The sequence below is a fragment of the Pseudomonas sp. TE36184 genome (assembly GCF_054060055.1).
In genome coordinates, this window is the sequence record NZ_JBSSCU010000001.1 from 581617 (window position 1) to 604407 (window position 22791).

19 protein-coding genes and 1 pseudogene are annotated in these 22791 nt (G+C 63.0%); 14 read left to right on the forward strand and 6 right to left on the reverse strand.

Annotated features, from left to right (window positions below):
* The first annotated feature begins 5 nt into the window (after positions 1-5).
* From ACVWZP_RS02740 to ACVWZP_RS02765, 6 genes are all read left to right on the forward strand, one after another.
* Positions 6-932 (forward strand): peptidylprolyl isomerase, encoded by a 927-nt coding sequence (locus tag ACVWZP_RS02740; protein WP_046383086.1) that lies wholly within the window; start codon positions 6-8, stop codon positions 930-932.
* Position 933: 1 nt separating this feature from the next.
* Positions 934-1920 carry a GTP 3',8-cyclase MoaA gene (moaA, locus tag ACVWZP_RS02745; protein ID WP_017849319.1) on the forward strand — a complete coding sequence of 329 codons (987 nt, stop codon included), beginning with the start codon at positions 934-936 and terminating at the stop codon, positions 1918-1920.
* 276 nt (positions 1921-2196) lie between these two features.
* Positions 2197-4197 carry a ribonucleoside triphosphate reductase gene (locus tag ACVWZP_RS02750; RefSeq protein WP_057006084.1) on the forward strand — a complete coding sequence of 667 codons (2001 nt, stop codon included), beginning with the start codon at positions 2197-2199 and terminating at the stop codon, positions 4195-4197.
* A 31-nt stretch (positions 4198-4228) separates the two neighbouring features.
* A complete protein-coding gene (nrdD, locus tag ACVWZP_RS02755; protein WP_017849317.1) occupies positions 4229-4384 on the forward strand; it encodes an anaerobic ribonucleoside-triphosphate reductase in 156 nt (51 codons plus the stop codon).
* On the forward strand, positions 4381-5076 hold the full coding sequence (locus tag ACVWZP_RS02760; RefSeq protein WP_193388125.1) for an anaerobic ribonucleoside-triphosphate reductase activating protein: 696 nt from the start codon (positions 4381-4383) through the stop codon (positions 5074-5076). The genes nrdD and ACVWZP_RS02760 overlap by 4 nt, the downstream gene beginning before the upstream one ends.
* Positions 5077-5146: 70 nt before the next feature.
* Positions 5147-6766 carry a methyl-accepting chemotaxis protein gene (locus ACVWZP_RS02765; RefSeq protein ID WP_046383089.1) on the forward strand — a complete coding sequence of 540 codons (1620 nt, stop codon included), beginning with the start codon at positions 5147-5149 and terminating at the stop codon, positions 6764-6766.
* Positions 6767-7914: 1148 nt separating this feature from the next.
* On the opposite strand, the gene ACVWZP_RS02770 is transcribed toward ACVWZP_RS02765, so the two are convergent.
* Genes ACVWZP_RS02770 through ACVWZP_RS02785 form a run of 4 tightly spaced genes read right to left on the reverse strand, consistent with a single transcriptional unit; the run spans position 7915 to position 10972 of the window.
* A complete protein-coding gene (locus tag ACVWZP_RS02770; RefSeq protein WP_232589118.1) occupies positions 7915-9267 on the reverse strand; it encodes a 4Fe-4S binding protein in 1353 nt (450 codons plus the stop codon).
* Positions 9264-10103: an FTR1 family iron permease gene (locus tag ACVWZP_RS02775; protein WP_046383091.1), complete on the reverse strand. Its 840-nt coding sequence runs from the start codon at positions 10101-10103 to the stop codon at positions 9264-9266. The genes ACVWZP_RS02770 and ACVWZP_RS02775 overlap by 4 nt, the downstream gene beginning before the upstream one ends.
* A gap of 15 nt (positions 10104-10118) precedes the next feature.
* On the reverse strand, positions 10119-10442 hold the full coding sequence (locus tag ACVWZP_RS02780; protein ID WP_017849310.1) for a cupredoxin domain-containing protein: 324 nt from the start codon (positions 10440-10442) through the stop codon (positions 10119-10121).
* Positions 10442-10972 (reverse strand): iron transporter, encoded by a 531-nt coding sequence (locus ACVWZP_RS02785; RefSeq protein WP_017849309.1) that lies wholly within the window; start codon positions 10970-10972, stop codon positions 10442-10444. Before ACVWZP_RS02785 ends, ACVWZP_RS02780 begins: the two co-directional genes overlap by 1 nt.
* 180 nt (positions 10973-11152) lie before the next feature.
* On the opposite strand from ACVWZP_RS02785, the gene ACVWZP_RS02790 reads away from it, so the two are divergent.
* A complete protein-coding gene (locus ACVWZP_RS02790; RefSeq protein WP_017849308.1) occupies positions 11153-11362 on the forward strand; it encodes a DUF3079 domain-containing protein in 210 nt (69 codons plus the stop codon).
* A gap of 76 nt (positions 11363-11438) precedes the next feature.
* Entirely contained in the window at positions 11439-12599 is a 1161-nt protein-coding gene (locus ACVWZP_RS02795) for an alpha-hydroxy acid oxidase (protein WP_079444110.1), read from the forward strand.
* 193 nt (positions 12600-12792) lie between these two features.
* Here ACVWZP_RS02795 and ACVWZP_RS02800 read toward each other — a convergent pair.
* Both ACVWZP_RS02800 and ACVWZP_RS02805 read right to left on the reverse strand, forming a co-directional pair.
* A pseudogene (locus ACVWZP_RS02800) lies at positions 12793-13116 on the reverse strand (alpha/beta hydrolase); the annotation flags it as partial.
* Positions 13117-13180: 64 nt separating this feature from the next.
* On the reverse strand, positions 13181-14332 hold the full coding sequence (locus tag ACVWZP_RS02805; RefSeq protein WP_201021157.1) for a GGDEF domain-containing protein: 1152 nt from the start codon (positions 14330-14332) through the stop codon (positions 13181-13183).
* Positions 14333-14446: 114 nt separating this feature from the next.
* Between ACVWZP_RS02805 and ACVWZP_RS02810 the strand changes: the two genes are divergently transcribed.
* From ACVWZP_RS02810 to ACVWZP_RS02835, 6 genes are all read left to right on the forward strand, one after another.
* Positions 14447-15034, forward strand: a complete 588-nt coding sequence (locus tag ACVWZP_RS02810) for an NUDIX domain-containing protein (RefSeq protein ID WP_017849304.1) — start codon at positions 14447-14449, stop codon at positions 15032-15034.
* A 684-nt stretch (positions 15035-15718) separates the two neighbouring features.
* Positions 15719-16843, forward strand: coding sequence for an IS481 family transposase (locus tag ACVWZP_RS02815; protein ID WP_457369346.1), 1125 nt, complete (start codon positions 15719-15721; stop codon positions 16841-16843).
* 195 nt (positions 16844-17038) lie between these two features.
* Positions 17039-17656, forward strand: coding sequence for a transcriptional repressor LexA (gene lexA, locus ACVWZP_RS02820; RefSeq protein WP_017846678.1), 618 nt, complete (start codon positions 17039-17041; stop codon positions 17654-17656).
* Positions 17656-18270 carry a translesion DNA synthesis-associated protein ImuA gene (gene imuA / locus ACVWZP_RS02825; RefSeq protein WP_046383092.1) on the forward strand — a complete coding sequence of 205 codons (615 nt, stop codon included), beginning with the start codon at positions 17656-17658 and terminating at the stop codon, positions 18268-18270. The genes lexA and imuA overlap by 1 nt, the downstream gene beginning before the upstream one ends.
* 7 nt (positions 18271-18277) lie before the next feature.
* Complete coding sequence (locus tag ACVWZP_RS02830) at positions 18278-19693, forward strand: Y-family DNA polymerase (protein ID WP_457369347.1); 1416 nt, start codon at positions 18278-18280, stop codon at positions 19691-19693.
* Complete coding sequence (locus ACVWZP_RS02835; protein ID WP_457369348.1) at positions 19669-22761, forward strand: error-prone DNA polymerase; 3093 nt, start codon at positions 19669-19671, stop codon at positions 22759-22761. Before ACVWZP_RS02830 ends, ACVWZP_RS02835 begins: the two co-directional genes overlap by 25 nt.
* Positions 22762-22791 lie beyond the last annotated feature (30 nt).

Genomic DNA, 22791 nt, shown 5'->3' on the forward strand with positions numbered 1-22791 from the left:
GCGTCATGACAACTGGATGCGGATGTGGTGGCGGTAATGGCGGCAGCGGCGGTTGCGGCTCGTCGGTCAAAGAACCGGTGGTGGCCGAGGTTGCGGCCCCGGCTCTGTTCGAGGAACTGAAGGCGCCTGAGTTGATCGCCAGCAGTGAACAGGAATGGCCGATCATCAGCGTCAACGGCGTGCCCGTCACGCCGGAGGCCATGGCCCTGGAGTTGCAATATCACCCGGCCGAAAGCCGCGAGGAGGCGGTGTATCTGGCCGCCCGTGCGCTGGTGATCCGCGAGCTGTTGCAGCAGCGGATCGCCGAGCTGGGCCTGGCGGTGGAGATCGCCGCCGGCGAGAACGAAGAAGAAGCCGCCACGCGCTTGCTGCTCGAGCGTGAGGTCAAGGTGCCTGAGTGCGACGAGGCCACCTGTGTGCGCTACTTCGAGAACAACCGCGGGCGCTTTCACAGCGCGCCGTTGCTGGCGGTGCGGCACATTCTGCTCGAATGCGCGCCGGACGACGCCGAGGCGCGCCATCTGGCGCACGGCCAGGCGGAAGTGCTGCTGCAGAACCTGAACGAGCAGCCCGGCCAATTCGCCGAGCTGGCCCTGCAGTATTCGGCGTGCCCGTCCAAGGCCCAGGGCGGTTCGCTGGGCCAGGTGAGCAAGGGCCAGACCGTGCCCGAGCTGGAGCGTCAGTTGTTCACCCTCGCGCCGGGCCTGGCCGGCAAGCCGCTGGAGAGTCGTTATGGCTGGCATGTGATCTATGTCGATCAGCGTATCGAAGGCCAACCGCTGCCGTATGAAGCGGTGGCGGTGGCGATCCGCACCCAGTTGCAGCAAGGCGTGTGGCAAAAGGCATTGGTGCAGTACCTGCAAACCCTGATCGGCGCGGCGGACATTCGTGGCATCGCGCTGCAGGGCGCCGACTCGCCGCTGGTGCAGTGACATGAGCCTGGTGGATGGGGTGGGCCGTTCGATCGATTACCTGCGCTTGTCGGTGACCGACCGTTGTGATTTCCGCTGTGTGTACTGCATGGCGAAAAACATGACGTTCCTGCCGCGCCAGCAGGTGCTGACCCTGGAAGAGCTGGAACGCCTGGCCGCGCTGTTCGTCGGCCAGGGCGTGCGCAAGATCCGCTTGACCGGCGGCGAGCCGTTGATCCGCCCGGGCATTGTCGGGTTGTGCCGCAATATCGCGGCACTGCCGGGCTTGCGCGAACTGGTGATGACCAGCAACGGCTCGCAGTTGGCGCGCCTCGCGCAGCCGCTGGTGGACGCCGGGGTCAAGCGCATGAACATCAGCCTCGACAGCCTGGATGCGCAGCGCTTTCGCGCGATCACCCGCAACGGTGATCTGCGCCAGGTGCTGGACGGTATCGAGGCGGCGCGAGAGGCCGGGTTCGAGCGGGTCAAGCTCAATTGCGTGGTGATGAAAGGGCGCAACTTCGATGAAGTGCCGGCGCTGGTGCAGTACGCGATCGACCAAGGCATCGACATCAGCTTTATCGAGGAAATGCCCCTGGGCGACGTGGGCCGCTCCCGCGGCGAGACGTTCTGTGCCAGTGATGAAGTACGCAGCGTGATCGCCCGTCACCATGCCTTGCTCGACAGCACCGAAAACAGCGGCGGCCCGGCGCGCTATGTGCGCCTGGCGCGGCATCCGGGCACGCGTATCGGCTTTATCTCGCCCAACTCCCACAACTTCTGCGGCAGTTGCAACCGCGTGCGGATGACCGTCGAAGGGCAGTTGCTGCTGTGCCTGGGGCAGGACAACGCGGTGGACTTCCGCGCTTTGCTGCGGCGTTACCCGTTGGACGACGCGCCGTTGATCGAGGCGTTGCACAAGGGGTTGCGGGGTAAGCCGCTGCGCCATGATTTCACCGGGGCAGGGGAGGTGCAGGTGGTGCGCTTCATGAATATGAGCGGCGGTTGAATGTGGCAGGGGACTTGCTGTAGCAGGGAACTTACTGTGGGAGGAGGCTTACTGTGGGAGGGGGCTTGCCCCCGATAGCAGTGTGTCAGCCAATACATGCATGACTGATCCACCGCTATCGGGAACAAGCCGAATCGTCGCACCGCCCCTCCCACATTTTGATCTTCGTTCAGACTTGACCTTGATCAATGGCAGCCCAAACGCTTGACCGTAATATCACTGCATATTGTGTTTCAAAGATTTATTAAATCTATATGTAGTGTCTGGAGCCTTCCAATGCAAAGCATGCTCAGCCCGCTGGTCAGTAACCGCCTGCACAAACGCGACGGTAGCCTCGTTGCCTTCGACGCCGAAAAAATCCGTCAGGCGCTGATCGCCGCCGGCAATGCCACCGGCGAGTATCGGGAGGCCGAGGTCGACCTGTTGCTCGGTGCGGTACTGGCGCGGCTGCGCGGCATCGAACGGCTGGATGTGGAGCAGATCCAGGACAGCGTCGAGCGGGTGTTGATGGATGCCGGTTACTTCCTGTCGATGCGCGCGTATATCGTCTACCGCGAACAGCACGGTCGCTTGCGCCGCGACCGCAAGACCCTGGTGGAAGTCGCCACCTCGATGAACGAATACCTCGACCGTGAAGACTGGCGTGTGCAGGCCAATGCCAACCAGGGGTATTCCCTCGGCGGGCTGGTGCTGAACGTGTCGGGCAAGGTCACTGCCAATTACTGGCTGGACGAGGTCTACAGCCAGCAGATCGGCCGCGCACACCGTGAGGCGGATCTGCATATCCACGACCTCGACATGCTCGCCGGCTACTGCGCCGGTTGGTCGCTGCGTTCGTTGCTGCACGAAGGCCTCAATGGCGTGCCGGGTCGCGTCGAAGCGGGGCCGCCCAAGCATTTGAGCAGTGCCCTGGGGCAGATGGTCAACTTCCTCGGCACCCTGCAAAACGAATGGGCCGGTGCCCAGGCGTTCAGCTCGTTCGACACCTATCTTGCGCCTTATGTGCGCAAAGATCAGTTGAGCTACCCCGAGGTGCGTCAGGCGGTGCAGGAGTTCATCTACAACCTCAACGTGCCGTCGCGCTGGGGCACCCAGACGCCATTCACCAACCTGACCTTCGATTGGGTCTGCCCGGAAGACTTGCGCGAGCAGGTGCCGGTGATCGGTGGTAAGGAAATGCCGTTTGCCTATGGCGACCTGCAAACGGAAATGGAGCTGATCAACCGCGCCTACATCGAAGTGATGCAGGCCGGGGATGCCAAGGGGCGGGTGTTCACCTTCCCGATTCCGACCTACAACATCACCCATGATTTCCCCTGGGACAGCGAGAACGCCGACCGCCTGTTCGAGATGACCGCGCGCTATGGCCTGCCGTATTTCCAGAACTTCCTCAATTCGGACATGCAACCCAACCAGGTGCGCTCCATGTGCTGTCGCCTGCAACTGGACGTGCGCGAGCTGCTCAAGCGCGGCGGTGGGCTGTTCGGTTCGGCGGAGCAGACCGGCTCGCTGGGCGTGGTGACAATCAACTGCGCGCGCCTCGGTTACCTGTTCAAGGGCGACACCAGCGGCTTGCTGCAACGTCTGGACAGCCTGATGGAAATGGCCATGGAAAGCCTGGAGGTCAAGCGCAAGGTGATCCAGCACCACATGGACGCCGGGTTGTACCCCTACACCAAGCGCTACCTGGGGACGTTGCGCAACCACTTCTCCACCATCGGCCTCAACGGCATGCACGAGATGCTGCGCAATTTCACGGATGACACGCAGGGCACGCACACCGAAGAAGGCCGCGCGTTCGCCCTGCGCCTGCTCGACCATGTGCGCGCCACCTTGCTGCGCTTCCAGGAAGAAACCGGTCACCTCTACAACCTCGAAGCCACACCGGCGGAAGGCACCACCTACCGCTTCGCCAAGGAAGACCGCAAGCGCTACCCGGACATCCTGCAAGCCGGCAGCCTGGATGCGCCGTACTACACCAACTCGTCGCAACTGCCGGTGGGCTTCACCGAAGACCCCTTCGAAGCCCTCGAGCTGCAAGACGAACTGCAATGCAAATACACCGGCGGCACCGTGCTGCACCTGTATATGGCCGAACAGATTTCCTCGGCGCAGGCCTGCAAGCAATTGGTGCGCAAAGCGCTGGGGCGTTTCCGCCTGCCGTACCTGACCGTGACCCCGACCTTCTCGATCTGTCCGGTACACGGCTACCTCGCCGGCGAACACGAGTTCTGCCCCAAGTGCGATGAGATCCTCGCGCTTGCCGCCCAGTCTTGAACCTGTTTTTCAACCCGCAAGGAGATTCACCATGCAAACATCCCAGCCACAACGTCAGCGCTGCGAAGTCTGGACCCGGGTGATGGGTTACCACCGGCCGGTGTCCGCGTTCAACCCCGGCAAACAGTCCGAACACAAGGAGCGTGTTCACTTTACCGAAGCGGCTTGCGCGGCCGGGCGCCAATGAGTCGAATGCTACGGGTTGGGGGCATGGTGCCCCTGACCACCCTCGACTACCCCGGCATGCTCGCTTGTGTGCTGTTCTGCCAGGGTTGTGCCTGGCGCTGTCGTTACTGCCATAACCCGGACCTGATTGCACCGCGCGGTAGCGCGGAGATCGATTGGCGCCGGGTTTTGCTGTTTTTGCAGCGCCGCCAGGACCTGTTGGACGCAGTGGTGTTCAGCGGCGGTGAGCCGACCTTGCAGGAAGGTTTGCCAGCGGCGATGGACGAGGTACGCGCCATGGGCTTTCGCGTGGGCCTGCACAGTGCGGGGATCAAACCGGCAGGCTTTGCCAATGCGCTGCGCCATGCCGACTGGGTGGGCTTCGATGTGAAGGCCCTGGTCGAGGACTATCAACTGGTCACCCAGGTCAAAGGCAGCGGCGTCGCCAATTGGCGCAGTTTGGAGACCTTGCTGGCCAGTGGCGTGGACTACGAGTGCCGCACCACGGTGCATTGGCATCTGATTGATACGTCGCGCCTGCTGCGCCTGGCCCAGCGTTTGCAAGCCAGTGGTGTCAAGCGCTTCGCCGTGCAGATGGTCCGCACGGCAAGTATGCTCGATGAACAACTGCCGATTGCCCCGGCACAGATGGCATTGCCGGAGTTGTGGGGCCACATGCGCGAGTTGTTTCCGGCTTTTGTATTACGAGGGTGACCGATCGCCCTCCCAGGATTTTTAAAGATGCTGCCCGTTTCGGGCAGGTATTCATCAAGGAATGTTTAGAATGACGCAGTTAACCACGGCACAACGCATTGTCATCGGCTTCGCGATTGCGCCGCTGGCTCTGGTCGGTTTGGTGTTTTACGCCTTGCACGACCTGGCAACCCTCAAGCAACAGTCCGAACAGATCGTGCAGCAGGACTGGCCGAAAATCGCACCGATCATGGTGATCGCCACCGGCGTGCGCGATAACGGGCGCAACACCCGCGACCTGCTGATCGACCAGGATAACCAGCAGGCCCAAGAGGCCATTGGTACCACCCGGCAGCGCATTACCCAGGCGTTCGCCACCCTGGAGCCGCTGTTCGATACCGCCGAAGGCAAGGCGGCCTATGCCGCGTTGAAAACCCATCGGGAAACCTACGTCGCGGCCTTTACCCAGGTGCAGGCGCTGATCAAGCAGGGCGCCCGCGAGCAGGGCCTGGCCCAGCTCAAACAGCAGGTGGTGCCGGCCGAGCTTGAGGTGTTCAAGAGCCTCGATGCGTTGATGGCCATGCAAGGCCGACTGTTCGTCGAGCGCGAGCAGGCTGCGCAAATTCTCTACGACGATGCGCGCCGCACGATGATCGGATTATTCCTGCTATGCGTGAGCCTGGTCGTGGCGGCCGCCGTGATCGTCACGCGCAGCGTCACCCGGCCTTTGGGCGGCGAGCCGGACGAGGTGGCGCGGGTGCTCAGCCATATCGCCCAGGGCGACCTGACCATCGAGGTGCCGCTGGGCAACAGTGCCGACGGCAGCGTGATGCGCAACCTGCACCAGATGCAGCAGAACCTCAACCAGATGGTCCGGCAGATCGCCGCCTCGGTGGATGGCGTGGCCAGTTCATCCGAAGAGTTGAGCGCAGTCAGCAGCCAGACCAGCAGCAGCCTGCAGTTGCAGGGCCAGGAAATCGAACAGGCCGCCACCGCGGTGAACGAAATGACCGCCGCCGTCGATGAAGTCGCGCGCAACGCGGTGAGCACCAGCGAAGCCTCGCGCCTGTCGGAACAGACCGCCCAGCTTGGGCGGGCGCAGGTGCAGGAAACCGTGGCCTCGATCAACACCCTGGCCACCGGCGTGGTGGAAACCTCCGAACGCATCCAGCAACTCGCCGGCCGCGTGCAAGACATCAGCGGCGTGCTGGATGTGATCCGCAGCATCGCCGACCAGACCAATCTGCTGGCTCTCAACGCCGCGATCGAAGCGGCCCGTGCCGGCGATGCCGGGCGCGGTTTTGCGGTGGTCGCCGATGAAGTGCGCGCCCTGGCCCATCGTACCCAGACCTCGACCCAGGAGATCGAGCAGATGATCGGCAACATCCGCCAGGACACCGAACACGCCGTGGCCGCCATGCACAGCAGCAGCGAACGGGTACAGGCGACCTTGGGCGTAGCGCAACGCTCGGGGGAGGCGCTGGATGAAATCACCCGCTCGATTTCGCAGATCAATGAGCGCAACTTGATGATTGCCAGCGCCACCGAAGAACAGGCACTGGTGGCGCGGGAAGTGGATCGCAACCTGGTGGGGATTCGGAACCTGTCGCAACAGGTATTGCAAGGGGCCTTGCATACCGAAACGGCGGGGCATGATCTGGCAGGGATGGCGGGGGAACTGCATCAGACGGTGGCGCGGTTTAAGGTTTAGGTGGTGTAGCGATGCGTTTCTTCGGTAATGGCCAACCCGAGAAGTAACCAACGCGCGGCGGCCTTATAGCCGACCTGATCCTGAAAGCCCAACGCGGTCAAAAAATGTGGGAGGGGGCTTGCCCCCGATGGCAGTGTGTCAGTCACTACATGCATGACTGATCCACCGCCATCGGGGGCAAGCCCCCTCCCACATTTTGATCTCCATGGATCAGATAGAACTCGTTCTGCTCTTGCTCTTGCTCTTGCTCTTGGGCGCGGCCTTATAGCCAACCTGATCCTGCAAGCCGAACTCGGTCAGAAACGTGGGAGGGGGCTTGCCCCCGATGGCAGTGTGTCAGTCACTACATGCATGACTGATCCACCGCTATCGGGGGCAAGCCCCCTCCCACATTTTGATCTCCATGGATCAGATAGAACTCGTTCTGCTCTTGCTCTTGGGCGCGGCCTTATAGCCAACCTGATCCTGCAAGCCGAACTCGGTCAGAAATGTGGGAGGGGGCTTGCCCCCGATGGCAGTGTGTCAGTCACTACATGCATGACTGATCCACCGCCATCGGGGGCAAGCCCCCTCCCACATTTTGATCTCCATGGATCAGATAGAGCTCGTTCTGCTCTTGCTCTTGGGCGCGGCCTTATATCCGACCTGATCCTGCAAGCCGAACTCGGTCAGAAATGTGGGAGGGGGCTTGCCCCCGATGGCAGTGTGTCAGTCACTACATGCATGACTGATCCACCGCCATCGAGGGCAAGCCCCCTCCCACATTTTGATCTCCATGGATCAGATAGAACTCGTTCTGCTCTTGCTCTTGGGCGCGGCCTTATATCCGACCTGATCCTGCAAGCCGAACTCGGTCAGAAATGTGGGAGGGGGCTTGCCCCCGATGGCAGTGTGTCAGTCACTACATGCATGACTGATCCACCGCCATCGGGGGCAAGCCCCCTCTCACATTTTGATCTCCATGGATCAGATAGAACTCGTTCTGCTCTGGCTCTGGCTCTGGCTCTGGCTCTGGCTCTGGCTCTGGCTCTGGCTTTTGATCTTAGGCGCCCCGTCAACCATGTGTCCGGTCCGTACAGGCTTTTCCAAAGTGACCCGCTGTAAGAGCGGAACCAATAGCTGCCGTAACCTAAACAACGGATATGTACTCAACCCCACCCCCAAAACTGCAACCACCATCCACCCCCCACCAAGCCAACACTCAACCCCACACACAACCACCCACCCCAACGCCGCAGCCCCCCAACCCCCCGAAGCTGCCGCCACCCCAACCACAAACACCACCCAACCGCCGCCATCAACAACACGGCCCGCGCCGATTGCACCCAAGCCAACCCCAAGCCCTCATACCGCAACAACTTCACCGTGGTCGCCGACAACCCCAGGAACAAACCCGCACCACCGAGGGGCGTCAGCGTCAGCGCCAAGGGCCGAAACAGTGCACGATCACCCGCCACCCACGCGGCCAACCGCAGCAGCAGCCAACAGCCGCCCCCCAATACCAACGAACTCCCCCCCAGATACAACACAATGCACAAGCCATCCAACCAACTGAAGCTGTCATTGAGCTGCGGATAATGAGTGAGCAGCCACCACGGCGCGTTGTCTTGCAGCGGCCACAGCCAGTCATGGCCGACCAGCCACGTCGCCAGGGTTTGTTTGAGCGCGATAAACCACGGACTGACGGTCCATTGAAACGCCCCCATCGCCAGGCCGATCACACCAAACAGCAACAGCCGCGCGTCCCACGCCGAGCCTTGCTGATGGGGCGCCTGCAGGATCTCCTGATTGCACGAGCGGGCGATCAGTTGCACCGCGCCACGTTGCCCGCTGCAGCGGCCGCAGGCATGGCACTCGCTGGCCCCTTGCAGGCGGCGGATATCCAGCAGTGGCGCGCAGTTGGGCAGCGGCAGGCGGGGCGCGTCGTTGGCTTTCCAGCGTTGCTCATCCACCGCGAAATGCACCGGCGCCAGGCGGGCGAGCAGGGCGAAGACGCCGCTGACCGGGCACAGGTACCGACACCACACGCGCTTGCCGCGCACGAACAACAGGCCGACGATCACCGCGCCGAGGGTCGAGCCGCCGAGAATCAACAGGGCCGCCTGGGCGTAGTCATACACGCTGATCAATTGGCCATAGAGGGTGGTCAGGCAAAAGCCCAGCGTCGGCCAGCCGCCCCAGCGCAGCCAGCGCGGAATACCGAGGCCGCGCCCGTGCTGGCTGGCCCATTCGCTCAGGGAACCTTCCGGGCAGAGCACGCCGCACCACAGGCGCCCGAACAACACCATCGACAGCAACACGAACGGCCACCAGAGGCCCCAGAAGATGAATTGCGCGAGCAGCGTCAGGTTGTTCACCAGGCGCGCCTGGCTGTCCGGCAACGGCAGCAGCGCCGGCAGCACCAGCAGCACGGCGTAGACCAGCACCACCGCCCATTGCACGGCACGGATCAAGCGCCCATGGCGGCGCATGCCATCGCCCAGGCGCTGCAGCCAGCTCATGCCGCGTGCCGCGAACGGCGCAGGCCGTTGCCCACCCAGAGCCAATAGCCGAGCAGCACCAGCACGGTGACCAGGCTCGGCGCGGCGCGGTAGCCGACAAAGTCAGCCAACATCGCGCCCAGGCCGTGGCTGTCGCTGAGCAGGGTACTGCTGTCCCAGCGGCTTTCACCGAAGCTCGAATAGACCCACTCGGGCATGTCCATCGCCAGCAATTGCCCGCTGATACGGTCCACGGCCGCCACCAGCAAAGCCCCGCCGAGCAGCAGCAACAGCGCTTCGCTGAGGGCGAAAAACAGCGACCAGGAAATGAAGCGCCGCGTACTGCGCAACAACAGCACCGTGAGCCCCGCCAACACCAGGCCCAGCACGCCGCCGATCGCGAACAGGTTCAGCGCCGGGCCCTGCAGACGCGCACCGGCACCGTACAGAAACACCACGGTTTCACTGCCTTCGCGGCTCACCGCCAACAGCGTCAGTAGCAACACGCCCCAACCGCCCTGGCGCGCCAGGCGTTCATCGGCTTCGCGTACCAGGGTGTTTTTGAGTGTGGCCGCGTGACGATGCATCCAGAACACCATCTGCACCATCAGGCCGCTGGCCAATAATGTCAGCGCCGCTTGCAGCCATTCGCCCTGGGGGCCGGTCATGGCCTCACCGGCCCACAGCATCAAGCCGGCCAGGCCGGCCGAGCAGAACAAGCCCAGGACCACCCCGGCCCACAGGAAACGCCCCAGGCGCGAGTGCGCGGTCTGGCGGCTGATCCAGACTTGCAGAATGCCGATCACCAGCAGTGCCTCGACGCTTTCGCGCCAGACAATAAACATCGATTGATTCATCAACGGCTCCCGGGGCTATTGGGCAAGGATGCTGCCTTCGGGCAACTGTGGGTTGAACTCGTCAAAGAACGGATACAACCCCGGCGTGAGCGGGTGGATCACGACGAAGGTGGTCACGCCGGGCGACAAGACTTTCTCCACGCGCAGCGGCGTGCTCTCGAATTCGGCCGGGCCTTGGCCGAGGTTGTGCAGCACGATCTTGAAGCGCTCGCCGGCCTTGACCGTGAGTTGCGGCGGGATGAAGTGGCCGTCCTGCAAGGTCAGTTCATAGGTCGGCAACGGCGCCGCCAGGGCCGCGCCGCTCAGCAGCAAGCTGCCCAGCAGCAAGGCGCGACGCATCAGTAGCCGCCTTTCTTGCCGATGCCGGCATAGACGAATTCGTAGTGGACTTCGCAGCGTTCGAACCACGGTGCGACCCCGGTTTCCTTGTCCGTATGGCGGCCCAGGGACTGGTGGCCGCTGGGCGGCAATACGCTGAAGGTCAGGGTGTATTTGCCTGGGCCTTGCAGCTTGACGTTGTCGCCGTAGTGCGGCCCGTCATTGGCGACCATGGCGTGGAAATCACCGGTGATTGGCGTGTCGCTGCCTTGCTTTTTCAACGTAAAGGACAGGTTCAGGTACGGCACGAAACTGCCTTCCTGGAAGCCTTGGGCATTGTCCGCCGTGGCGCGCACATCGGCTTCAAGGTGGACGTCGGAGTCGGCCGTGGCGCGCATCATGCCGGCGGGTGCCATCTCGATCGGTTGCAGGTACACCGCGCCGATTTCCAGGCCTGGGCAGTGCTGCGGCTCGCCGATCGGGTACTCCTTGGCGAACGCCGCAGAGGTGGACAACAGCAGGACCAGGGACACAGTAGAAGGAATACGCATGGAGGCTTCCTGACGGGTGAGGGGGAAAGAACCCGAGTCTAGGAAGGTTGATCGTAAATAATAATGATTCTTGTCAAGTTTCTGCGATATTTCATGTTGGCCAATCTTGACCGCAGTCAAGGCCATGCCCCCTCGACCAGGTTAGGTTGACTCTATTGTTCGCCGGTAGGGAACCTCATCATGGCCAAGCCTTTTCCGCTGCACCCCAAGCACCCCGAACGCATCTGCTGGGGCTGCGACCGCTATTGCGCCACGACCGATCTGGCCTGTGGCAACGGCGCCGACCGTACCATGCACCCGGCCGAGATGATCGGCGATGACTGGTACGAGCACGGCGACTGGGGACTCACCCCCGAGCCACCTGCCACGGACGAGCCGTCAGCGGCCTGATCAATCAACGCAATGGCTGGTTGTACGGCGGATGGGCGGTTACTCTTCCTACTCAGTTCAGGGAGAGGTGACGCAGATGTCGTTGATCACAACCATCGAAGACTTACGCAAGCTGGCGCAAAAACGTGTTCCAAGGATGTTTTACGACTACGCCGATTCCGGCTCTTGGACTGAAAGCACTTACCGGGCGAATGAAAGCGATTTTGCCCAGATCAAATTCCGCCAACGGGTGGCGCGCAATATCGATAAACGTTCGATCCGCGCCACCATGATCGGCCAGGACATGGCCATGCCAGTCGCCCTGGCGCCCACCGGCCTGGCCGGGATGCAGCATGCCGATGGTGAGATTCTCACCGCCCGTGCCGCTGCTGCCTTTGGCCTGCGCTACACCTTGTCGACCATGAGCATCTGCTCCCTGGAAGACATCGCCGAACAGGTCGGCCAGCCGTTCTGGTTTCAACTCTATGTGATGCGCGACCGCGCTTTTATCGAGCAATTGATCGAGCGCGCCAAGGCCGCCGGTGTCGATGCGTTGGTGTTGACCCTGGACCTGCAGATCCTCGGCCAACGTCACAAGGACCTGATCAACGGCCTGTCGGCGCCGCCCAGACTGACCCTGCCGAATATCCTCAACATGATGACCAAGCCGCGCTGGGTGATGGGCATGCTCGGCACCAAGCGTCATGGCTTCGGCAATATCGTCGGGCATGTCAAAGGTGTGGCGGACATGAGTTCGCTGTCGGCATGGACCGCCCAACAGTTCGACCCGCGCCTGAGTTGGGACGATGTGGAATGGATCAAGAAATGCTGGGGCGGCAAGTTGATCATCAAGGGCATCCTCGATGTGGAAGATGCGCGCCTGGCGGCGAATGCCGGCGCCGATGCGTTGGTGGTGAGTAACCACGGCGGTCGTCAGTTGGATGGCGCGCCATCGAGCATCAGCCAATTGCCGGCGATCGTCGAGGCGGTGGGCGAGCGTATTGAAGTGTGGCTCGACGGCGGTATCCGTTCCGGCCAGGACGTGCTCAAGGCCATGGCATTGGGCGCCAAAGGCACCCTGATCGGTCGCCCGCATTTGTACGGCCTGGGCGCGATGGGTGAAGCGGGGGTGACCAAGGCGCTGGAGATCATCGCCCGCGAGTTGGACGTGTCGATGGCGCTGTGCGGGTATAACGATATACGCGATGTGAATCGCGAAATTTTGCTGCCTGGCACCTTTCCCCAAGGCGCGGGCTGAGCAAAAAAATCGTAAAAAAATAAAAAGAGTTGTCCACGAAAACCGTGGGTATCTCTGTGGATAACTTTGCGAGGGCCCGGCAGGGGTTGGCGATTCAACCCAAGATCAATATTTGATCAACTTCTGGCGCGGGCCAGCATAGGCTGGGTTTGCGCTTGACAGCCCCGCGCGAACCCAGTGCCGAAAACACATTTTATGAGTCGTTGGCGCGCCCGGTTGAGTGGGTGACAACCTGTGTCGGCATCTTCGCTTGCATCAGGTTGTCCAGCGCTTTGCGATAGCTGCGCCCGGCCAGGCTCATGCTGTTGTTGTGGCTGGCGCCGGGCACCAGCAACAGGCGCTTGGGTTCCTGGGCGGCGGCAAATAATTGCTCGCTGAACCGTGGGGGGACGTAGCGGTCGTCCAGGCCGTGGACCACCAGCAGCGGCATATGGATGTCGGCAATCTTGTCGATGGAATCGAATTTCTGCGACAGCAGCCAGCGCACCGGCAAGGCGGTGGCCACATCCGCCAGGGAATGCTCGTAGATCAGGCGTTTACTGATTGCTTGCAAAGTATTGCGGCATTCAAGCGTCGTCCGCTCAGGCGAGCGCCACCACCTGCACGCGATTGCGTCCATAGGCCTTGGCCTGGTACAGCGCCTGGTCGGCCTGGGACAGTAAGTATGAGAGGTCGTGGCCTGCCGCCGTGGTGGTGACGATGCCGATGCTCACGCTCAAGAACCCCGGCGTCAGCAGGTCCAGTTCGGCAAACCCGCGACGGATGCGCTCGGCCACTTCAAACGCCCCGGCCGCATCGCTGTCGGCCAGCAGGCAGGCGAACTCTTCACCGCCGATACGCGCAAACACATCACCGCTGCGCAGCATGGCCCGAGTCATCTGGCTGAAGGCGATCAGCGCCTGGTCGCCCATGGGGTGGCCGAAGCTGTCGTTCAGGCGCTTGAAGTGGTCCAGGTCGCACAGCAGCAGGGCCGCGCTGCGCTGGCGACGGCTGCAGTCGGCCAACAGTTTTTCGCCCCTGAGCATAAAGGCGCGGCGGTTGCCGGCGCCGGTCAACGCATCGCTGAAGGCGGCGGCCTTGAAGCGCAACTCGGCACGCTCCTTGACCATCGCCAGGGTGATGTAGGCAATGCCGATGGCATACAGCATCGATTCAAACAGCATGAACGAGAAAAACGGCACGCCTTCACCCCCCGAGGCCTGGGCGTTTTTCAGCGGCAGGCCGGCGTCGGTGATTGCGCGTATGCCATAGAACGCGGTGTGCCAAAGGATCAGCGCCAGCGCGGGAGCGTAGGCGACTTCCAGGGTCGCGCGGTTGCGCCACAGCTCCAGGGCCGACAGCACGCCATAACCGGCCGCCAGCAGCGAATACAGGGTGACCCGCGCCGACAGCGAACCATAGAACTGCGGCAACAGGCACATCAACAGCCACACGCCACACCCGGCAAAGATCCCCGGCAGGCTCGGCTTGCGCTGCACGAAAGCGCGCATGGCGGTCCAGTTCATCGCGGCGCTGAGCAACAGCACGACATTGCCGAGGATCAACGCGACAAAATCCAGGCCCACGCCGCGCACCGCGATCAGCCCGGTGCCCAGGGTGGCGAGCAGCAGCATGATGCCGAGATAGCCCAGGGTCGGTTCACGGCCACGGCTCCAGGCATGCACGGTGAGCAGGCCCATCAGGCAGAACACGAACACGGCGACTATCAGTAGCGTCGGGATATGCAGCGACATTGCCTTGCCCTTGCAGAGACTTTTTATGGGGCCCGATTGTAGCGGTATGCGACCGGCTTGACGTTGGCGTTGCTGGCGCGACATGCTCCTGCTCCTTTGAGCAAAGGCCCGACCATGGACAACAGCCCCGTTCGCATCACCGCCGAAGAAACGCTCTCGGAGAATTGGTACCTGCTGAAAAAATACAGCTTCGACCTGCGCCGCCGCGACGGCAGCTGGCAGGCCCAGACCCGCGAAGTGTACGACCGGGGCAACGGCGCGACCATCCTGCTGTACAACCGCGCCCAGCGCACTGTGCTGCTGATCCGACAGTTCCGCATGCCCACCTTCGTCAACGACTATCCCGGTTACCTGATCGAAGCCGCGGCCGGGTTGCTGGACAACGCCAGCCCTGAGGAACGCATTCGCCTGGAAGCCGAAGAAGAGACGGGCTATCGCGTGGGGCATGTGGAGAAGATCTATGCGGCATTCATGAGCCCGGGATCGGTGACGGAGCGGATTCACTTTTTCCTCGGCGAATACCAACCGGAGGATCGGGTGGGAATGGGCGGCGGGATCGAAGAGGAAGGCGAGGACATCGAGGTGCTGGAACTGGGGTTCGAGCGGGCGTTGGCGATGGTGGCGAGCGGTGAGATCGTGGATGGGAAGACCATCATGCTGTTGCAGCATCTGGAATTGCGGATGTTGAAAGAGGGATGGTGAGAGTGGGGCGTGTCGATATCCGTTTTCTCAAAAGTAGCCAAAACTAGGCTCGGTGTGCCTCAGATCAAAAGCAAAGCGGCCTTGTAGCCGACCTGACTCGGCGAGCCGAACCCGGTCAAAAATGTGGGAGGGGGCTTGCCCCCGATAGCAGTGGATCAGCCATGCATGTATTGGCTGACAGACCGCCATCGGGGGCAAGCCCCCTCCCACATTTTGATCTCCATGGATCAGATAGAACTCGTTCTGCTCTGGCTCTTGCTCTTGCTCTTGCTCTTGCTCTTGGGCGCGGCCTTATAGCCAACCTGATCCTGCAAGCCGAACTCGGTCAGAAATGTGGGAGGGGGCTTGCCCCCGATGGCGGTCTGTCAGCCAATACATGCATGACTGATCCACCGCCATCGGGGGCAAGTCGAATCGTCGCACCGCCCCTCCTACATTTTGATCTCCATGGATCAGATAGAACTCGTTCTGCTCTGGCTCTGGTTTTTGATCTTGATCTTAGGCGCCCCGTCAAACCACGCTGGCCGGAGTGAGGGCACACCGAGCACTAGCGAGGTGCCGAGTGGTGGGGCAAGAGCCCTTTGGTTACTTTGGGGCTTTTTGTACGGACCGGACACATGGTTGACGGGTGTGCGGGGACATGGTGGACACTTTCCAGCGAGCTAATTTCGCCGGAAAACCATCATGCCTTGGACTACGAGAGACACCATGAGCCTGAAAGAAGAATTCGTTGCCTTAGCACGGCAACCCGGCAGCAATAAACGTGAGCTGTGCCGACGATTCAGTATCAGCCCGCAAACAGCGTACAAGTGGATCGAACGCTACGAAGCGCAGGGCCAGTCTGGTCTGCAAGAAAAATCCCGCAGACCAGCGACCAGCCCCAAACTGACCCCGGCCGCTTTGGAAGCACAAGTCATCGCCCTTAGGCAGGCCCATCCAGCATGGGGCGGACGCACCATTAGCAGCCTGTTGGAAAGGCGTATCGCTCCAAGTACCGTTACCAATGTCTTGCGCCGGCATGGCCTGATTCAACCGTCTCAGAAAGAACAAGCGGCGACGCTGCGGTTTGAACACGACGCGCCTAATGATCTTTGGCAGATGGATTTCAAAGGGCATTTCGCGCTGCAACAAGGTCGGTGCCACCCCCTGACCCTGCTGGACGACCACTCTCGGTTCAGCCTGGCCATTCAGGCTTGTGACAACGAACGGGGAGCCACGGTGAAGGAGAAGATGATTGAGGTTTTCCAGCGCTATGGCTTGTCGGCTCGTATCAACGTTGATAACGACCCGCCCTGGGGTTCGCCACGCAATCCAGGAGAAATTACAGAGCTGAGTATCTGGCTGATTCGACTGGGAATTCGGATCAGCTTTAGCCGTCCTCGACACCCTCAAACCAATGGAAAGCTCGAGCGTTTCCATCGTTCACTCAAAGCAGAAGTGCTCAATGGACGTCACTTTTCCACACTGATGGACGCTCAATTGGCTTTTGATCAATGGCGTGAGGTTTATAACCTACAACGCCCGCATCAGGCGCTGGGCTACAAGGTGCCTATGGACCGCTATCGGAGCAGCCCCTGGGCGTATCCGCAGCAACTGTCAGACTTTGAATATGGCCCGGATGATGTGTTGGCCAAGGTTTATCACAGTCGGTTTCGCTTTCAGAAACGCTACTTCAGCATCGCCAAAGGACTGGTTGGACAGCACATCGCAATACGCCCTAACGCTGAAAGCGATGGCTTGTTTGACGTCTACTTCTGCCATCACTTCCTACGGACCTTCGACGTGAATACCCCTGACTACGGTGCATAATGTGTCCACTATGTCCCCGCACAGGTGTCAACCATGTGTCCGGTCCGTACAGGCTTTTCCAAAGTGACCCGCTGTAAGAGCGGAACCCTAAGCCGCCGTGACCTAAATAACGGATATGTACACGGTCACCCCCCCCCCCAGCCCAGGCCAACCCCGACTACCGGCTCTTGTCAGAAATTTCCCACAAGAGTACAAATGTACTCCATGACAACCCTAACCCCCCGCCGCACCGCCATCCTGACCTTCATCCGCGACCGCATCGCGCAACAAGGCCAATCCCCCAGCCTCGCCGAGATCGCCGAGGCATTCGGCTTCGCCTCCCGCAGCGTCGCCCGTAAACACGTTGTGGCCCTGACCGAAGCCGGCTTTATCGAAGTCAACCCCAACCAGGCCCGTGGCATTCGCCTACTCAACCCGCCAGCGCGGCCCGAATGGCTGGACGTCCCGGTCCTGGGCCGTGTCGCCGCCGGTTTGCCCATCGGCGCCGATGCCGAAGTCCACAGCCGCCTGCAACTCGACCCGGCCACTTTCGCGAAAACCCCGGACTATCTGTTGCGGGTGCAGGGCGACTCAATGATCGAAGACGGCATCCTCGACGGCGATTTGGTGGGCGTGCGCCGCAGTGCCGAAGCCGTGAACGGGCAGATTGTGGTGGCGCGCCTGGACGGTGAAGTCACCATCAAGCGTTTCGAACGCAATGGCGACAGCGTGCGGCTGCTGCCGCGCAACCCCGCGTATCAACCCATCGTGGTCGGGCCCGATCAGGACCTGGCCATCGAAGGCGTGTTCTGCGGCCTGGTGAGGCAAGGCTGATGGGCGCCGTCGTTGCCCTGGACGCGCTGTTCAATGGCGGGCGCGTGTGGAAGGGCCGGCCCGCCGCGCCACCGGCCAGTGTTCACCCCACGGGGCTGGCGGCGCTGGATGCGGTGCTGCCCACGGGCGGCTGGCCGGAGTCGGCCCTCAGCGAAATCCTCATGGCCAAGGACGGCGTGGGCGAACTGCAACTGGTATTGCCGACCCTGGCGCGTTTGTCAGCGGCGGGAGAGCGCATAGTGCTGGTGGCGCCGCCCTACACGCCGTACCCCCACGCCTGGCAGAACGCCGGGGTGGATTTGCGTCAGCTCACGGTGGTCCGGGCCGAGGAGCGGGATGCGTTGTGGGCGGTCGAGCAGTGCCTGCGTTCGGGCAGTTGCGGTGCGGTGTTGTGCTGGCCGCGCAAGGCCGATGATCGTGCCTTGCGGCGCTTGCAGGTAGCGGCGGAAACCGGGCAGACCCTGGCGTTTGCCTGGCGCGCCCTGAGTGACGCGCTCAACGCCTCGCCGGCCGCTCTGCGCCTGGCGGTCGACGCCCGGCCCGCGCAAGTGCGGGTGCTCAAGTGCCGGGGCGGGCTGGCCCACCCGGCGCCGATTGCGCTGGCCGGGCACTGAGGTTGGCATGCGCTGGGTGTGTATTGTCTTCCCGCAATTGGCGCTGGACGCGGTGCAGCGTATGCATCCGACGCCGCACGAGCCGCTGGCGCTGCTGGCCGGCACGCCGCAGCGGCGCGTCCTGCAAACCGTCAACGCGGCCGCGCATGCCTTGGGCCTGCGCTCCGGTCAATCGCTGACGGCGGCGCATGCGCTGGTCAAAACCTTTGCCTGCGCCGAATACGACCCCGTGGAGATCGAACGCTGGCAGCAGTTTCTGGCGGCCTGGGCCTACCAGTTCAGTTCCCAGGTCAGCGTGTTTTACCCGCGCGCCTTGCTGTTTGAGATCGAGTCGAGCCTGGGCCTGTTCGGGCCCTGGCCGCGCTTCGAGGCCCGCCTGCGCAAAGAGCTGAGCGAGCTGGGCTTTCGTCATCGCATCGTCGCCGCGCCCAACCCGGCGGCGGCGCGGGTTCTGGCGAACCGCTACGATGGCCTGGCCGTGGCCGATGATCACGCGTTGATACAGGCCTTGGCGCCACTGCCCATCGACCGCGCCGGCCTGGACCCGCAGGCCGCTATCGCCTTGTCGCGCATGGGCTTGCGCAGCCTGGCCCAGGTGCAGGCGTTGCCCCGGCACACCCTGGCGCGGCGTTTCGATGCGGCGTTGCTCAAGCATCTGGATGCCCTGAGCGGGCAGCGGCCGTTGGCGCTGGGCTTCTATCAGCCGCCGGACCGCTTCGATGTACGCATCGAGCTGAACTACGACGTGCAATCCCACCAGGCCCTGTTATTCCCGCTGCGCCGCCTGACCGGCGACCTGTCCGCCTTCCTCTGTGGCCGCGACAGTGGCGTCCAGCGTTTCGCCCTGCACCTGGAACACGCCCAGGCCCCCGACAGCGTGATCCCGGTCGGCCTGCTCAGCGCCGAGCGTGAAGCGCCGATGCTGTTCGAACTGGCCCGCGGGCGTCTGGAGCAGGTGCAAGTGACGTCCCCCGTGCGCGGTGTTCGCCTGGTGGCCCAGGACCTGCCGGTGTTTGTGCCGCAACGCCAGGACCTGTTCGACGACCGCCCGCAACAGACCCTGCCCTGGGCGCAACTGCGCGAACGCCTGCGCGCCCGGCTTGGCGATGAGGCGGTACACGGCCTGCGCTTTCACGCCGACCACCGCCCCGAATGTGCCTGGCAAGCGGGGACCGATAAAAACCCGTGCCCCACTTTGAACAACGTGCAACGCCCCGGCTGGCTGCTCGCCGAGCCGACCTTGTTGGCCGAGGCGGGCGTGCAGATCCTGAAGGGCCCGGAGCGCATCGAATCGGGCTGGTGGGATGGCGCCGATATCCGCCGCGACTATTACCTGATCCAGACCCGCGCCGGCCAGCAAGGCTGGGCCTACCGCACCGTGGGGCAATGCGACGGGTTGTGGCTGCAAGGCTGGTTCGCATGAGTTACGCCGAGCTGCATTGCCTGTCCAACTTCAGCTTCCAGCGCGGCGCCTCCACGGCGCTGGAGTTGTTCGAGCGGGCCAAGCGCGAGGGCTACAGCGCCCTGGCGATCACTGACGAATGCACCCTGGCTGGCATCGTGCGCGCCTGGCAGGCGGCGAAAGCGGTGGGTTTGCCGCTGATCATCGGCAGTGAGATGCGCGTCGAAAACGGCCCGAAACTGCTACTGCTGGTGGAAGACCTCAGCGGCTACCAGCACCTGTGCCGCTTGATCACCCTGGCCCGACGACGGGCGGAGAAGGGCCGTTATCGCCTGCTGCCAGAAGACTTCGACCAACCGCTGCCCGGCCTGTTGGCGCTCTGGATTGCCGAAGACAGCGACACCCAGGCCTCGATCCAATGGCTGCGCCGTACCTTCGCCGAGCGCCTGTGGCTGGCGGTGCACCTGCATTGCGGGCAGGACGATGCGCGTCACCTGGAGCAACGCCTGGCCCTGGCCGCCAGCCTGCAGCTCCCGGCGGTGGCCTGCGGCGATGTGCATATGCATGCCCGCGGCCGCCGCGCCCTGCAAGACACCATGACCGCCATCCGCCATCACGTACTGGTGGCCGAAGCCGGCACGCGCCTGCATCCCAACGGCGAGCGGCATCTGCGCAGCCTGCCGGCGTTACAGGCGTTGTATCCGACGTCGTTGCTCGACGAAACCCTGGCCATCGCGCGCCGTTGTACCTTCGACCTCAGCCAACTGCGCTACCACTATCCGCGTGAGCTGGTGCCCGCCGGCCATGACGCCCGATCCTGGCTGCGCGCCGTCACCGAAGAAGGCATCGCCCGGCGCTGGCCGCAAGGGGTCGACGCCAAGACCCGGCAGCAGATCGACCGCGAGTTGGAACTGATCAGCGAGCTGGGCTATGAAAGCTATTTCCTCACGGTGCATGACATCGTGCGCTTTGCCCGCAGCCGTTCGATCCTGTGCCAGGGCCGGGGTTCGGCGGCCAACTCGGCGGTGTGTTTTGCCTTGGGCATCACCGAGATCAACCCGAGCCTGATGAACATGCTGTTCGAGCGCTTCCTGTCCCGGGAGCGTAACGAGCCGCCGGACATCGACGTCGACTTCGAACACGAACGCCGCGAAGAGGTGCTGCAATACGTGTTCCAGCGCTACGGCCGCACCCGCGCGGCACTGACGGCGGTGGTCAGCAGCTACCACGGTGCCGGCGCGGTGCGCGATGTGGCCAAGGCCCTGGGTTTGCCGCCGGACCAGGTCAATGCCCTGGCCGAGTGCTGCGGGCGCTGGAGTGACCAAGCGCCACCCCTGGAACGCCTGCGCGAGGGCGGTTTCGACCCCGACAGCCCGGTGCTGCGCCGCATACTCGCGCTGACCCAGCAACTGATCGGTTTCCCCCGGCACCTGTCCCAGCACCCCGGCGGCTTCGTGATTTCCGAACACCCGCTGGACACCCTGGTGCCGGTGGAAAATGCGGCGATGGCCGAGCGCACCATCATCCAGTGGGACAAGGACGACCTCGACGCCGTCGGCCTGCTCAAGGTGGATATCCTCGCCCTGGGCATGCTCAGCGCGATCCGCCGCTGTTTCGACCTGCTGCGTCGCCACCGTGGCCACGACCTGTGCCTGGCGACGATCCCCAAGGAAGACCCGGCCACCTACGCAATGATCAGCAAGGCCGACACCCTCGGCGTGTTCCAGATCGAGTCGCGGGCGCAGATGTCGATGTTGCCCAGGCTCAAGCCGCAGACCTTTTACGACCTGGTGATTGAAGTCGCCATCGTGCGCCCGGGGCCGATCCAGGGCGGCATGGTGCATCCGTACCTGCGGCGGCGGAACAAAGAGGAGCCCACCACCTATCCGTCGCCGCAGCTTGAAGCGGTGCTCGAACGCACCCTCGGCGTGCCGTTGTTCCAGGAACAGGTGATGCAGATCGCCATGGTTGCTGCCGATTACAGCCCTGGCGAAGCTGATCAGTTGCGCCGTTCCATGGCGGCCTGGAAGCGTCACGGCGGCCTTGAACCGCACCAGCAACGCTTGCGCACCGGCATGCTCAAAAACGGCTACAGCGAAGCCTTCGCCGCGCAGATCTTCGAGCAGATCAAGGGTTTTGGCAGCTATGGCTTTCCGGAATCCCACGCCGCCAGTTTTGCCTTGTTGACCTACGCCAGTTGCTGGCTCAAATGCCATGAACCGGCGGCCTTCGCCTGTGCGTTGATCAACAGCTGGCCCATGGGGTTCTACAGCCCGGACCAGATCCTGCAGGACGCGCGGCGCCATCGTTTGCAGATCCGCCCGGTGGATGTGCAGGCCAGTGACTGGGATTGCAGCCTGGAACCCATCACCGGCGCGCAACCGGCGATTCGCCTGGGGTTGCGCATGATCGCGGGGTTTCGCGAAGAGGATGGGCGACGGATCGAAGCGGCGCGCGAGCACCGTGCATTCAGCGACATTGCCGACCTCGACCGACGCGCCGGGCTGGATCCCCGCGCCCAAGCCTTGCTGGCGGATGCCGGAGCTTTGCGGGCGTTGGCCGGCAACCGGCACACGGCGCGCTGGGAAGTGGCGGGGGTACACAAACAACTCGGGCTGTTCGCCGGCCTGCCCAGCCCCGACGAAGCGCGGGTGGAGTTGCCGACACCCACGGTGGGCGAAGACCTGCAGGCCGATTACGCCACGCTCGGCACCACCCTGGGCCCGCATCCATTGGCGTTGTTGCGCGATGAATTGCGCAAACGGCGCTGCCGCAGTTCCCGTGAGCTGATGGCGGTGGAGCATGGCCGCACTGTCAGCGTCGCCGGCCTGGTGACCGGTCGCCAGCGCCCCGGCACCGCCAGCGGTGTGACCTTTGTCACCTTGGAGGATGAATTCGGCAACCTGAATGTGGTGGTCTGGCGTGACCTGGCAGAACGTCAGCGCCAGGCCCTGGTCGGCTCGCGCCTGCTCAAGGTGGACGGGCGCTGGGAGGCGGTGGGCGAGGTGCGGCACCTGATCGCCGGGCGCCTCACCGACCTGTCGCCGTTGCTGCAAGGCATCGCTGTGCGCAGCCGGGATTTTCACTGAGCGCAGTTGCCCCGGCCTGCGTGGATAAGC

Bases quoted from the DNA above. Each gene is read 5' to 3' on its own strand.
- ACVWZP_RS02740 (WP_046383086.1), top strand. From the start codon at position 6: ATGACAACTGGATGCGGATGTGGTGGCGGTAATGGCGGCAGCGGCGGT.
- moaA (WP_017849319.1), top strand. From the start codon at position 934: ATGAGCCTGGTGGATGGGGTGGGCCGTTCGATCGATTACCTGCGCTTG.
- ACVWZP_RS02750 (WP_057006084.1), top strand. From the start codon at position 2,197: ATGCAAAGCATGCTCAGCCCGCTGGTCAGTAACCGCCTGCACAAACGC.
- nrdD (WP_017849317.1), top strand. From the start codon at position 4,229: ATGCAAACATCCCAGCCACAACGTCAGCGCTGCGAAGTCTGGACCCGG.
- ACVWZP_RS02760 (WP_193388125.1), top strand. From the start codon at position 4,381: ATGAGTCGAATGCTACGGGTTGGGGGCATGGTGCCCCTGACCACCCTC.
- ACVWZP_RS02765 (WP_046383089.1), top strand. From the start codon at position 5,147: ATGACGCAGTTAACCACGGCACAACGCATTGTCATCGGCTTCGCGATT.
- ACVWZP_RS02770 (WP_232589118.1), bottom strand. From the start codon at position 9,267: ATGAGCTGGCTGCAGCGCCTGGGCGATGGCATGCGCCGCCATGGGCGC.
- ACVWZP_RS02775 (WP_046383091.1), bottom strand. From the start codon at position 10,103: ATGAATCAATCGATGTTTATTGTCTGGCGCGAAAGCGTCGAGGCACTG.
- ACVWZP_RS02780 (WP_017849310.1), bottom strand. From the start codon at position 10,442: ATGCGTCGCGCCTTGCTGCTGGGCAGCTTGCTGCTGAGCGGCGCGGCC.
- ACVWZP_RS02785 (WP_017849309.1), bottom strand. From the start codon at position 10,972: ATGCGTATTCCTTCTACTGTGTCCCTGGTCCTGCTGTTGTCCACCTCT.
- ACVWZP_RS02790 (WP_017849308.1), top strand. From the start codon at position 11,153: ATGGCCAAGCCTTTTCCGCTGCACCCCAAGCACCCCGAACGCATCTGC.
- ACVWZP_RS02795 (WP_079444110.1), top strand. From the start codon at position 11,439: ATGTCGTTGATCACAACCATCGAAGACTTACGCAAGCTGGCGCAAAAA.
- ACVWZP_RS02805 (WP_201021157.1), bottom strand. From the start codon at position 14,332: ATGTCGCTGCATATCCCGACGCTACTGATAGTCGCCGTGTTCGTGTTC.
- ACVWZP_RS02810 (WP_017849304.1), top strand. From the start codon at position 14,447: ATGGACAACAGCCCCGTTCGCATCACCGCCGAAGAAACGCTCTCGGAG.
- ACVWZP_RS02815 (WP_457369346.1), top strand. From the start codon at position 15,719: ATGCCTTGGACTACGAGAGACACCATGAGCCTGAAAGAAGAATTCGTT.
- lexA (WP_017846678.1), top strand. From the start codon at position 17,039: ATGTACTCCATGACAACCCTAACCCCCCGCCGCACCGCCATCCTGACC.
- imuA (WP_046383092.1), top strand. From the start codon at position 17,656: ATGGGCGCCGTCGTTGCCCTGGACGCGCTGTTCAATGGCGGGCGCGTG.
- ACVWZP_RS02830 (WP_457369347.1), top strand. From the start codon at position 18,278: ATGCGCTGGGTGTGTATTGTCTTCCCGCAATTGGCGCTGGACGCGGTG.